Annotated in this window: 12 protein-coding genes; all 12 read right to left on the bottom strand. The window is 49.9% G+C overall.

The features are described from left to right. Positions 1-29 precede the first annotated feature (29 nt). The 12 genes from PJK55_RS10800 to ssb all read right to left on the bottom strand — a co-directional run bounded on the left by PJK55_RS10800 (position 30) and on the right by ssb (position 13200). Positions 30-1289, bottom strand: coding sequence for a S1C family serine protease (locus tag PJK55_RS10800; protein WP_271305800.1), 1260 nt, complete (start codon positions 1287-1289; stop codon positions 30-32). Positions 1290-1340: 51 nt separating this feature from the next. Next, positions 1341-2132: an MBL fold metallo-hydrolase gene (locus PJK55_RS10795; RefSeq protein WP_271305799.1), complete on the bottom strand. Its 792-nt coding sequence runs from the start codon at positions 2130-2132 to the stop codon at positions 1341-1343. A 13-nt stretch (positions 2133-2145) separates the two neighbouring features. Beyond that, positions 2146-2970 (bottom strand): two-component system regulatory protein YycI, encoded by an 825-nt coding sequence (locus PJK55_RS10790; RefSeq protein WP_214785439.1) that lies wholly within the window; start codon positions 2968-2970, stop codon positions 2146-2148. Further along, a complete protein-coding gene (gene yycH / locus PJK55_RS10785) occupies positions 2957-4339 on the bottom strand; it encodes a two-component system activity regulator YycH (protein ID WP_271305798.1) in 1383 nt (460 codons plus the stop codon). The genes PJK55_RS10790 and yycH overlap by 14 nt, the downstream gene beginning before the upstream one ends. Further along, positions 4339-6180: a cell wall metabolism sensor histidine kinase WalK gene (gene walK, locus PJK55_RS10780; RefSeq protein WP_271305797.1), complete on the bottom strand. Its 1842-nt coding sequence runs from the start codon at positions 6178-6180 to the stop codon at positions 4339-4341. The genes yycH and walK overlap by 1 nt, the downstream gene beginning before the upstream one ends. 3 nt (positions 6181-6183) lie before the next feature. Further along, positions 6184-6894: a response regulator YycF gene (yycF, locus tag PJK55_RS10775; RefSeq protein WP_214696534.1), complete on the bottom strand. Its 711-nt coding sequence runs from the start codon at positions 6892-6894 to the stop codon at positions 6184-6186. A gap of 121 nt (positions 6895-7015) precedes the next feature. Continuing rightward, the gene (locus PJK55_RS10770) at positions 7016-8305 is read right to left on the bottom strand and encodes an adenylosuccinate synthase (protein ID WP_271305796.1); all 1290 of its coding nucleotides are present in this window, start codon (positions 8303-8305) and stop codon (positions 7016-7018) included. A 158-nt stretch (positions 8306-8463) separates the two neighbouring features. Further along, positions 8464-9816 carry a replicative DNA helicase gene (dnaB, locus tag PJK55_RS10765; protein ID WP_015880235.1) on the bottom strand — a complete coding sequence of 451 codons (1353 nt, stop codon included), beginning with the start codon at positions 9814-9816 and terminating at the stop codon, positions 8464-8466. Between the two features lie 17 nt (positions 9817-9833). Beyond that, positions 9834-10277: a 50S ribosomal protein L9 gene (gene rplI / locus PJK55_RS10760; RefSeq protein ID WP_214696532.1), complete on the bottom strand. Its 444-nt coding sequence runs from the start codon at positions 10275-10277 to the stop codon at positions 9834-9836. Beyond that, positions 10274-12265: a DHH family phosphoesterase gene (locus PJK55_RS10755; RefSeq protein ID WP_271305795.1), complete on the bottom strand. Its 1992-nt coding sequence runs from the start codon at positions 12263-12265 to the stop codon at positions 10274-10276. The genes rplI and PJK55_RS10755 overlap by 4 nt, the downstream gene beginning before the upstream one ends. Before the next feature lie 151 nt (positions 12266-12416). After that, complete coding sequence (rpsR, locus tag PJK55_RS10750) at positions 12417-12647, bottom strand: 30S ribosomal protein S18 (RefSeq protein ID WP_015880232.1); 231 nt, start codon at positions 12645-12647, stop codon at positions 12417-12419. A 43-nt stretch (positions 12648-12690) separates the two neighbouring features. Continuing rightward, entirely contained in the window at positions 12691-13200 is a 510-nt protein-coding gene (gene ssb, locus PJK55_RS10745) for a single-stranded DNA-binding protein (protein WP_015880231.1), read from the bottom strand. Positions 13201-13218 lie beyond the last annotated feature (18 nt).

Genomic DNA, 13218 nt, shown 5'->3' with positions numbered 1-13218 from the left:
CTCCTTAAAAAAGAAGCGTCGCCGCTTCTTTAAGTTGCTTCAGTTAATGTCGCCTCGGTTTCACTTGCTTCCCCGCGACGTAAATACTCAATCGTAATCGTATCACCGACCGTCGCATCTCGATAGAGCGCATCGCGTAAATCGACATATCGTTTAATCTCCCGATCTCCGATTTGCGTGATGATATCGCCGACGCGGAGTCCTGCTTCTTCGGCTGGACTATCTGGTGTCACTTCTTCGACGAAGACACCGTCTTCTTGATCGAATGAGATGCCGTACTCTTCCCGGACGTTACCGGGTACCGCAATGACTTCTTGAATCGTGACCCCGAGCTGTGCTCGTGTCACTTTACCATCGCGTTCTAACATGTCAATGACCGGTAGCGCCACGTTCACTGGAATCGAGAAACCGACTCCTTCTACGCTCGCTTCGGCGATTTTCATCGAATTGATTCCGACGAGTTCTCCACGAATATTGATGAGGGCACCGCCCGAATTCCCTGGGTTGATGGCCGCATCGGTCTGGATGACTTCTGCGTTGTAATCCATCAAGCCGTCGCTATTCGTATCGACCGGCACCGTCCGCTCGACACCACTGACGATACCACGGGTGACCGAGTTTGAGAAGACACCGAGCGGATTTCCGATGGCCATGACGGTCTCACCGGCTTGTAGCACGGTCGAATCACCAAGCACGATCGGTTTCGCATCGATATTATCTGGCAGCTCAACTTCTGCGACCGCCAAATCATTGAGTGGGTCTTCGCCGAGAATCGTTGCCGACGCGATCTGGCCGTCGGAAAAGGCGATGTTGATTTCGTCTGCCTCTTCGATGACATGGAAGTTGGTGACGATATATGCCGTGTTTCCTTCCACTTTATAAATGACACCAGAACCTGCGCCCGCTTCCCACTGCGAGTCCGAAGTGAAGGCCCGCTGAATGTTCGTAATACTGACAACGGACGTCTTCGCTCCGAGAACTGCCGATGTGACGTCGGATTCGGTGACGGTCACGGCTTGCTCGGTCCGCGTCAGTTCATTCGTCACAAAACGAGAGGTCGGCGAATCCCAGAGCATCACTGTGACAAAAAACAAAGCCGCTCCTAAGAATCCGCCAACCCCTCCGAGTAACAACGGTTTTATATTCGGTCTCGGCTTGTGGCGTACGTGTTCTTCTTGCTTCGGACGCCATTCGCTCCGAGACGGATACGTCGGTTTTTCTTCTGTTGCTTCGTGTACTTCAGGTTCGACGTCTTGAGGTTCATACTCATGGTGTCTCTCTTCGTTCACGACGCGTCCCCCCTTCAAGACAGTGTGATAACTGTCTTTTCCCAAGTTTCCTTATAAAGAAACGAGCGAAGTGGGGATTGTCGGGTCCGTGTCGCACAATTTGATTCGACCTAAGTCGACGTCCCGCATGCCGAGTGTTTGCGAGACGCTCATTTGCGCGAGCTCTTTCATGTTGTTGTCCTTGCTTAAGTGCGCCAAATAGATCCGCTTCGTCCGGTCGCCGATGACCTCACTCATCGCAATCGCCGCATCCTCATTCGAGACGTGACCGTAGTCCCCAAGGATGCGTCGTTTGACGCTCCACGGGTAACGTCCCATCTGCAGCATCGAGACGTCATGGTTTGACTCAAAGATAAAGTCGTCAGCTCCGCGGATAATCCCTTTCATCCGGTCTGAGACGTAGCCCGTATCCGTGATATGGGCCAAGCGTTTCCCGTCGTGGGCAAACTGATAAAACATCGGGTCCGCCGCATCGTGACTGACGTTGAACGTTTCAATCTCGATATCACCGAAATGCTTGATGTCCCCGACCTCGATGTGAAACTTCAACGCTGGGTCAATCTTTCCGATAAGTGATTCCATCGCTGCCCACGTCTTCGCATTCGCATAAATCGGTAAGTTATACTTTCGCGCTAATATCCCTACTCCTTTAATATGGTCGGAGTGCTCATGGGTGACGAGCAGTGCATCGATCCCATCAAACGACCGACCGATCGCTTCGATGCGTTGTTGCATCGCTTTCCCGGTCAATCCGGCATCGACGAGCAGCTTCGTCCGTTCCGTCTCGATATAGAGGGCGTTCCCGGTCGACCCACTCGCTAACACACTATACTGTAAACTCACACCATCACTCCTTTCATTCTTTCGTTTCAAACTCGACGCGCTCTACCGTTCCGTCGATGGCATTGACGAAATATACATGATCGTCAATCGCGACCGACCAGAGCGGTGGCATGATAATCAAACCGCCAGAGCTGTCGAGGGGTAAGCTATAAAACCCTGTGTTGATGGCCCGCATCTCCTGGTTCGGTTGGAAATACTTCCGTGACGCGAGTTGAGAGATGGCTTCGCTGGCCGTTAACACAAGATCGTCTTGCGGTTTCGATGAGATATCTTTCAAGTGACGTTGCTTATAATCCGTCACTTCAAACGCCTCATTCAATTGAATCAAGATGAGGGACGGTCCAATATACATCTCCGAATCTCCCTCAACTTCAGGTGCCGAGAAAATCTTATTATCTTCAAACGTTTGGACGAAAGCGATTTGTCTCGTCTTTTCATCATATCGCCAGTAGGCATATTCTTCTCCGAACGGGACATATTCCGCAACAAACGTTGAAGCCGTTGTTCTCAATTCTTTTGCATCGAGCGGTACCGGCTGTTTCAGCTCGACTTCGAGTTGCATATTGTCGAGCGTCGTCGCCAGTTGCGCCTCTCGATTTTTCGTGATCATCGCGGCCGACATCTCTTCAGACGACCCTGTCAAATAGCCGATATCCCGACCCATTCGTGGCAGTTTGGCCGGGTCGACGTTTCGTTGGTCTAAAATTTGTGCAATCGACGTGTTGTCGTTCGTCACGACTTCAGTCGCCCATGTCTCAGTCACCAATTGGAACAACAGATAGATGTTCAAGGCGAGGAAGGCGAAGATTAAAATGGTTTTCGCTTTACTCCAATCCACGATACATCATCCTTTCTGTCCAATCTTCTGACTGATTATATGGGACCCAACGTCCCGCTTCACGTACGAACCAATTCGGTGAGAACGTCACATATCGGCTCGTATCCTCGTTATATTCAATCTCATAACCGATTCGAATCTCAGTCACGTTCTCAAAACGTCCAGAGTTGATGAGTGTCCCGAGTACTTCGTCCGCGTCAGCCAGCTGCGTCGTGCCGACTGTGATCAAGCGGTCAATCTCTAAGTGATGTCGTGTGATGGACCGGACTTGCGCCCCGTCGTTTTCCACACGCAATGTGGATAAGTCGATGGCGTCATTGTTGATAAACGCCTCACGTTGGCTAAAGACCGGGAATCCTTTCACATGAAAACGGAATACGGTCGTTTCAAAGCCTTTGTTCGCCGGTGTGATGGCATCGAAACGAAGCGAGAGTCCTTGATTCTCCGAAGACTCGTCGACCCATCCACCATGGAAATTCACGAATTCGACAATCGAATCCAATCCGAGTGCCGTTTCCCGCTCGGTGCTGTTTCGAGACAAGTTCCGATAGCGACTCGCGTTCAGATTCGCGTCATATTCCGCCACGCTGACACCGTTCGTCAATGCACCGACCGAACTCGCCGGGTCGACTTCCTGGACGTTCGGGTCGCCTGGGAAGAACGTGTCCCGCATCCAGTCGAGGCGCGCATCGATTTGAATCGACGATACGTCATATGCGAACAACTCATTCATCTCCGGTCCGACGACCGGGATATAGTTCACGCGTTCATCCGTATACGTCACTCGCTTCATCGTCCGACTCGAGTTTTTTAGGAATAGACTGTTCACGTCGCCGTTTCCGACCTTCGTCAACTTCCCTTCCCAAATCGATTGGTCACTCATGATCGTTCGGATGGTAAACGCATTGTCTTCCATGTAGATGAGCACACGTTGCGGAATCTTTCCAGACAGACTGTATGTGCCCGGCAGCATATAGCTGAGCGTATCCGCATAATAGGCTTCCGGTAAAATCAATTCGAGTCCTTCGTTGATATCCGTGTAAAAGCTCGGGATATTTTTTGCGGCGAGTGGTTTGAATTCACTCGCTTCAAACGTATCCCGAATGACCCGCATCAACTGCTTTGGGGTGTTCTTCGAAGCGAAGACGGCATTGTTGTCATGCACGACCGCTTGAACCGGGATGATGACCTGATTCGCCCGACGTTGAAGTGACTCGTCCACCGTCGTCAATTGCGTCTCCGATTGGACTGCCTGATAGGTGGGATGGTAATCCCACAAAATGATGGTTTGAACAATCGACGTGACGATTAACGTGAGCAAAAGGAACGACTTCCACAGTTCTGGCTTTGCAATCGTAAACCGTTTCATCAATCATTCACCTCCACAATCGTATCGAACGGAATCGTGAAGTAAATCGTCGTGCCGCGGCCAAATTCACTCTCTGCCCAGATGTCTCCACCGTGAGCGGATACGACTTCTTTGGCAATCGATAGTCCGAGTCCGGTACCACCGATATTACGCGCCCGCGCCTTATCGACACGATAGAAGCGTTCGAAAATTTTCTTCAAGTTCGACTTCGGAATCCCGACCCCTTCATCCTTGATGCCGATGACGAGGCGTTTCGCCCGAAGCATCGTCCGGAACGTGATCGTACCGCCTTCCGGTGAGAACTTGATGGCGTTCGTAATGATGTTATCGATTACTTGGGTCATCTTATCCTGGTCGGCATGCACGTACACGCGACGTTTCATCAGCTTCCGACGGAATTGAATCGCGTCCCCTTTCGTCATCTCATGACGATCGATGATGTCGTTAAAGAACTGCACAAAGTCGAACTTCACTTTCTGCATCTTATATTCTTTACTGTCCATCTTCGAGAGTTGCAACAAGTCGTTGACGAGGCGAATCATTCGCTCTGTCTCGTTTTGCGTCGTCTCTAAGAAGCGCGGCGCCAACTCATCATCCTGATAAGCGCCTTCCGCAAGGACCTCCAAATAACTACGCATCGTCGTGAGCGGCGTGCGCAACTCGTGACTGACGTTTGCGACGAATTCACGGCGATCTTGTTCGACTTGCTCTTGTTCGGTGACGTCATGCAAGACGACGATAAGACCTGTGATTGGTCCACTATGTTTTTGAATCGGTGAGAAATAGGCTCGAACGAGGAACAGTTCCTCATCCGTACTGAGGTCAATCAGTTTTGCCGGCATCGTCCCATCCTCAGGGATGACGATTTCCTCTTCGAATGCGAGAAGGCTCTGCAAGTTCATACCCATCGCTTCTTCTTCATCGACCCCGATCATGTCACGCGCCTGGTCGTTCATTAAGATGACCCGTAACGAACGGTCGGTCGCAACCACACCGTCAGACATGTTTTCGAGGACACTCGTCAACCGACGACGCTCTGCCTCTGTCGTCGCATTCGCTTCCATCAACTCGTCCGTCAATTCGTTAAACGCGTAGGCGAGTTGTCCAACCTCATCATCCGAATACACTTTAACTTTCCGCGAGAAGTTCCCTTTTCGCATCTCGACGGCTTGCCGACGCATATCGGCAATCGGTCGTGTGATTGTTCGAGATAACAAGATACCGAGGAAGGATGTGATGATCAAGGCAATGACCGTCCCGGTTGCGAGGATTCGGATGACTTGTTCCATCTGGTTATAGATAGACTGCATTGATGCCTCGATATAGATCATGCCGATTGTGGTCCCGTCTACTTCTGACTTGACGGGAACGGCGACGACGCGCATCCGGTCATTCGAATCTTCATAGACGAGCGTCTCTTGGGCGCCGCCTGTCGCGAATGACTTTTGGATAAACGTACTTGCCGTCCGTTGTCCGACAAGACTTTGATTGTTCTGGTTCGAGGTCGCCCGTACGACACTGTTCGTATCGATGATTTGGACTTCTCGAATGTCGTCAGCTAGCGTCGTGCTCTCGGTAAAGTCAGACAGCAGCTGATCCAGTAACTGGTTCAACTGCTGGTCCGTGGTCGAGTCATTCTCGTTCGCGGCGATCCCCTCACTGACGTTATAGCTCAGTAGGTTCGCCCGATCGACGAGTGACTGCGAGAAGTTGTTGATGTATTGCCGTTCCAAAGAACGCACAAAGTACACGCCGATGACTTGCATCGCAACGAGAATGAGCAGCGCATAGATGACGACGAGCTTCCACTGGATTGATTTAAAGAAGTTCGTCCGTTTCATCGTTTAATCTTCTTCTCCTGCCTTCAAATAATACCCGACCCCGCGACGCGTAATGATATACGTCGGTGTCGATGGGTTGTCCTCTACTTTTTCACGAAGGCGACGTACGGTAACATCCACGGTACGAACGTCCCCGAAGTAATCATAGCCCCAGACCGTTTGGAGTAAATGCTCACGCGTCATCACTTGTCCGATGTTTTGCGCGAGGTAATGAATCAATTCGAACTCGCGATGCGTCAGCTCGATCTTCTCTTCCCGCTTCGTCACCATGTACGAATCCGGGTGAATCGTCAAGTCGCCGATCACGATATCGTTCGCGTTCGCCCCTTTTGCTTCAGGCGCAGGCGCCGTCGCATGACGTCGCATGTTCGCTTTGACGCGAGCCAACAACTCACGTGAGCTAAACGGTTTCGTGACGTAATCGTCCGCACCGAGCTCTAGTCCGAGCACTTTATCAATCTCTGAGTCTTTTGCCGTCAACATGATGATCGGCATATCATACTTCTTCCGTACCTCACGGCATACTTCCATGCCGTCTTTGAGTGGAAGCATGATGTCGAGTAAGATGAGATCCGGTTGAATCTCTTCTACTTTCACGAGCGCTTCTTCGCCGTCATAGGCGACATGCACTTGGTAACCTTCTTTTTCAAGTTTAAACTTCAATATATCTGCGATTGGTTGTTCGTCATCTACCACTAAAATCGTACGATCCATTCAGTGAGTCCTCCTCTTATCATTAAACGTACATGCCTACATTGTAACTCTTTTTATACAGCTTAGAAAGCGTGGTCCATTTCCGTGGAAATGAAAAAGAGAGCCGCAATGGCTCCCTTTCTTATGCTTCGTAAATGTCACGCAAGATGACCGTCTGCTCACGGGCCGGTCCGACCGAGAAGGTCAATAACTCAATACCCGTCAATTCTTCGATGCGACGCACGTAACGTTTCGCGTTTTCTGGAAGGTCTTCGAAGTTACGGACGCCCGTAATGTCTTCTGTCCAACCAGGAAGTTCTTCGTATACTGGTACACACTTCTCAAGGACGCGGAAGTTCGGCGGATATTCGTCAAGATGCTTTCCTTCGTACTCATACGATGTACAAATCTTGAGCGTCTCAAGACCTGTCAACACATCGATTGAGTTGAGGCAAAGATCTGTAATCCCGCTGACACGACGTGAGTGACGAACGACGACCGAGTCGAACCAGCCGACACGACGTGGACGACCTGTTGTCGTTCCGTATTCTTTCCCGACTTCACGGATTGTATGACCGATCTCGTCATCGAGTTGTGTTGGGAACGGACCGTCACCGACGCGTGACGTATATGCTTTACAAACACCGACAACGTGATGAATTTTTGATGGACCGATTCCAGCACCACTTGATACGCCACCTGACGCTGCGTTCGACGATGTGACGAACGGGTACGTTCCGTGGTCGATATCGAGCAGGACACCTTGTGCTCCCTCAAAGAGAACCTTCTTCTCTTCGTCGAGTGAATCGTTCAAGACGACAGATGTATCACACACGTATTTCGCAAACTGTTGGCCATACGCGTAGTACTCTTCGAAGATGTCATCAAATTCAACTGGATCGACCTCGTACATTTTCACGAACATGCGGTTTTTCAACTCGAGAACGGTCTTTAATTTTTCTGCGAACACTTCTTTGTCGAGAAGATCTGCGATACGAATCCCGATTCGCGCCGCTTTGTCCATGTATGCTGGGCCAATCCCTTTAAGTGTTGTCCCGACTTTCGCATCACCTTTCGCATCTTCTTCTAAACGATCCTGAAGCTGGTGATACGGTAAGATGATGTGCGCCCGGTTCGAGATACGAAGGTTATCCGTGCTCACACCGCGCTCATGTAAGTAAGCGAGTTCTGTCACGAGTGATTTCGGGTTGACGACCATTCCGTTCCCGATGACACACGTCTTATCCGAATAGAAGATACCCGACGGAATGAGGTGAAGTTTATATTTCGTATCATTGAAGACGATCGTATGACCAGCGTTGTCTCCCCCTTGATAACGCGCGACGACTTCGGCTTGTTTCGATAAGAAATCGGTGATTTTCCCTTTCCCTTCATCGCCCCACTGCGTTCCCACTACGACTACTGATGACATAATGAATCCTCCTTATTGATCAACGTTCTGTTCAAACCATCCGTAAGTGTACACTTGAAAAGCGAGAAAGTCAATCCAATACCGAACGTTTTATATAACATGTAACTATTCGTTCGTTATTTTGTGAATCACCTATATAAAAAAAGACACCACCGACGTTACATCGGTGGCGCGAAGGCTTGTGTCTCCATATTGACGAACTTGTTGTACTCTTTCCGGAAGGAGAGCTTGACCGTACCGGTCGGACCGTTACGTTGTTTCGCAATGATGATTTCAATCGTATTGGCGTCTTCACTCTCTTTATCGTAATAGTCATCACGATAGAGGAAGGCGACGATATCGGCATCCTGCTCAATCGCTCCCGATTCACGGATATCCGACATCATCGGTCGCTTGTCTTGACGGCTCTCTACCCCACGAGAGAGCTGTGACAAGGCGATCACAGGTACTTGAAGTTCACGCGCAATCGCTTTGAGCGTACGTGAAATTTCCGATACTTCCTGTTGTCGGTTCTCGCCCGGTTTGCCGTTCCCGACGATGAGCTGCAAGTAGTCAATCATGATCATCCCGAGACCATGTTCTTGCTTCAAGCGACGACACTTCGCCCGAATCTCGTTGACGCGAAGACCCGGCGTATCGTCGATATAGATGCCCGCTTGTGAGAGCGACGACATCGCAAGTGATAAGCGACCCCAGTCTTCCGCTTCAAGACGTCCGGTTCGGAGGCGCTGGGCATCGATATTTCCTTCCGCACACAACATACGCATGACGAGCTGTTCCGCCCCCATCTCTAAACTGAAGATGGCGACGTTCTCGCCCGTACGGACGGCAACGTTTTGCGAGATGTTCAAGGCGAACGCGGTCTTCCCGACAGATGGACGAGCGGCCACGATAATCAAATCGTTTCGTTGGAAACCGGCCGTCATCTTATCTAAATCCGTGAACCCTGTCGCAATCCCAGTGATCTCACCGCTCGACTGATGCAGTTTTTCAATCGTCGAATAGGCATCCGATAGCACGGAACCAATCGGGTGGAAACTGGACTGCCCTTTCCGTTGCGATACTTTTAGAATGTTCCGCTCCGCGTCCGAGAGGACAGAATCGACCTCGTCCTGACGCTCATAACCATCTGAAACGATGTTCGTTGCCGTTCGAATCAGACGACGAAGTGCCGCTTTTTGATCGACGACATTCAAGTAATAGCCGATGTTCCCGATGGCCGGGACGGATTCAGCGACCTCAGCTAAATAGTTGAGACCGCCGATTTCGTCTAAAATGCCTTGCGCCTGGAGCTCTGAACTGAGCGTGACCAAGTCGACAAGTTCGCCCCGGTCATTGATTTTTAACATCGCTTCAAATATGCGCTGGTGGCTGACGCGATAAAAGTCGTCCGGGTCGACCCGCTCTGAGGCCGTGATCAACCGGTCCGAATCGAGGATGATCGCCCCTAAGACGGCTTGCTCCGCTTCCACGCTATGTGGTGGTGTATTGACTTGAATCGCATCACTCATCCGTCTCTACCTCACCTTCAAGCTTCTTGTACATGTACGTTCAACGTCGCAACGACGTCATGGTGCAACTTCACTGGCACTTTCGTGAAACCGAGCGCCTTGATTGGGTGCTCGAGTTCAATTTTACGCTTATCAATCTTGTAGCCCATTGATTTGAGGGCATCCGCGATTTGTTTGCTTGTGACCGATCCGAACACGCGACCACCTTCACCGGCTTTTGTCGTGACGGCAATCGTCTCTTTTTCAAGTTTTGCCTTAAGTTGCTGCGCTTCTTTCAACTCTTCTTCTGCAGCCTCTTCAGCACGACGTTCTTTCGCCGCGAACGCTTTTAAGTTTCCAGGTGTCGCTTCAACCGCCAAGTTTTTCTTGAACAAGACGTTTTTTGCGTAAGCGTCTGCCACGTTCTTCACTTCTCCAGCTTTTCCTTGCCCTTTAACATCTACTTTCAAAATGACTTTCATTCTAATTCCTCTCCTTCAGTATCATCTGTCAAATAATGATCAATTGCTTCTTTTAACAAGACGTTTGCTTGTTCACGACTCATTTCGAGTTGTGTCGCTGCATTCGTCAAATGTCCGCCGCCATCGAGCATTTCCATGATGACTTGAACGTTGACGTCACCGAGTGACCTCGCACTGATCCCGGTTCGTCCATCCGGTAAAATCGCGATGACGAACGAGGCTTTGACACCTTCCATGTTCAGCAACTGGTCTGCAGACTGGGCAATCAATACCTGATGATGGGCCTCATCGTCAGAAGCGACCGCAATCGCCATGCCATCTGCGTAAATCTCGGTGTTTTTTAAAATCTGTGACTGTTCGATATAGGCATCGAGGTCTTGACGCATAAAGTGTTGCACGAGTACCGTGTCAGCCCCTTGAATACGTAAGTAGGACGCCGCATCAAACGTACGCGAACCTGTACGGAGCGTAAAACCTTTCGTGTCGACCATAATCCCTGCAAGAAGTGACGTCGCCTCTAAAATCGAGAGCTTGCGACTTCCTGCCTGATACTCAATCAACTCCGTGACGAGCTCACACGTCGACGATGCATAAGGTTCCATGTACACAAGAACCGGATCCTCGATAAATTCTTCACCACGTCGGTGATGGTCAATCACGACAACACGCTCCGCTCGATACAGGATGTCTTTTGAAATGACAAGTGAAGGACGATGCGTGTCGACGACGACGAGAAGCGTCTGTTCATCGATGAGCGGTTGTGCTTCATATTCGGTTAAGAATTGGCTGTATAACGAGTCATCGTTCTCCACTTCTTGAACGAGTCGCTGAATGCCGATGCTCGTCTCACCTGACGGCACAACCACGTACGCCTCACGTCCGACAAACTCAGCCAACTTCATAATCCCGATGGAAGCACCGAGCGAGTCCATATCTGGATTTTTATGTCCCATGACGAGGACACGGCTCGATTCGCGAATCAAATCACGCATCGAGTTCGAAATGACACGTGCCCGGACGCGCGTCCGTTTCTCCGTCGGGTTTGTCTTCCCTCCAAAGAAACGAACCTTTCCGTTATGACGCTTGACGACAGCCTGGTCTCCACCGCGACCAAGACCAAGGTCTAGACTCGACTGCGATAAGTTACCGAGCTCCGTCAACGTCGTTTCTCCACATCCAACGCCAATCGATAACGTCAACGGAATTTTTTGTTCCTTCGTTGCATCACGCACTTCATCCAAAATCGAGAAGCGATTGTTCTCCAGTTCGGATAACGTCCGCTCATTCATCACGAGGAAAAAGCGGTCTGCTGCCGTACGGCGCATATAGACGTGATGTCGCTGTGCCCATTGGTTGAGAAGCACCGTCACACGACGGTTCACTTCACTTCGCACTTGCTCATCCACCGCAGTCGACATCTCATCATAGTTGTCTAGATACAAGATGCCAATAACAGTTTGCGTTTGAACATATTTTTGTTCCATCTCTGCTTCTTCGGTCATATCAAACAAATAGATCGTTTGATGTATTTGGTTGTAATAGACACGGTAGACGCGGTCACCCACTTCAATCGTGGCTTCATCCTCTTCCTCTTCAATCAATTCATCGAATGCGGAATGGAGCGCATCAAGCGGTACACCAATCGCCATATCGAGTTCAAAGATCAATCGCGATTGTTCATTGTACCAATTGACACGTCTGTCTTGATCGAAGACTAAAATTCCGATCGGCATCGTCGTCAACGCTTCTTTTCCGACCTCTTCGATTTGATGAGAGAGTGAAAGGACATACTGTTCCCAATTTTTACGCTCCCGTCGCATCGTCACTTGCTGATAGATGAAAAAGATCAGCGTGCCCGTAAACAGGGTGATTGCCGCCACAATGCTGTAGAACGCCAACCCTAACGAGACAAGAAATCCAATCACATATGGAATCATGTGCCGCGCGTATTGGTTCTTCACGGATGTTATTGCTTCACCACTGTGCATGTATGCCTCCTAAAATGAGTAATGTTCACCCATGGAATCGTAAAGGTTTCTGCTCTATCATACCATATTCGTCGGTTTCACTTACACACTTACAAACGAGGTAAAATACAAAAAAACGACTTATCCAAAAGGATAAGCCGTTCGTCAAACATTACTCTGCAACGTATGGAAGCAAAGCCATTTGACGTGAGCGCTTGATAGCGACAGTAAGTGGACGTTGGTATTTCGCTGAAGTACCAGTCACACGACGTGGAAGAATTTTACCACGCTCCGAAACGAAGCGTTTGAGCAATTCTACGTCTTTATAATCGATATGAGTGATGTTGTTCGACGTAAAGAAACATACTTTACGACGACGACGACCTCCTGGACGACGTGCCATGTGAAGACCTCCTTTATAAGTTAGTTTTTATTGTCAACAATGATTAGAATGGCAAATCATCATCTGACAAGTCGATTTTGCCGCCACCCGAGAACGGATCTGCGTCAAAACCTTTATTCGAATTCGAGGACTGAGATGAAGTCGAAGCAGCTCCTGCGCCCCATCCTGATCCACTTGATTCACCACCACCGAAGACATCTCCAGATGGTGCTTGCTCACGTTGCCCTGAGGCTCCGCGTGGTTCAAGGAAGCGTACGCTGTCGGCGACTACTTCTGCCCGGTAACGACGTTGGCCATCTTGTCCTTCGTAACTACTGATTTGAAGGCGACCGTCAACGCCGGCCATGCTGCCCTTTTTCAAGTATTGTGCTACGTTCTCTGCTTGTTTGCGCCAAACGACACAATCAATAAAGTCCGTCTCGCGCTTCCCATCTTGTCCAGCGAATGGACGATCGCAAGCGAGAGTAAGGCGTGTTACGGCGATTCCGCTCTGCGTGTAACGCATTTCCGGATCGCGAGTCAATCGACCAACTAACACAACTCGGTTAATCATCTCCAAGCTCCCCTTTCA

The organism is Exiguobacterium sp. MMG028 (assembly GCF_027947425.1).
In the GTDB taxonomy this organism is placed as follows: domain Bacteria; phylum Bacillota; class Bacilli; order Exiguobacteriales; family Exiguobacteriaceae; genus Exiguobacterium; species Exiguobacterium aestuarii_A.
The sequence above is the reverse complement of the archived record's forward strand: the minus strand, read 5'-3'. Positions and strand labels throughout refer to the sequence as shown.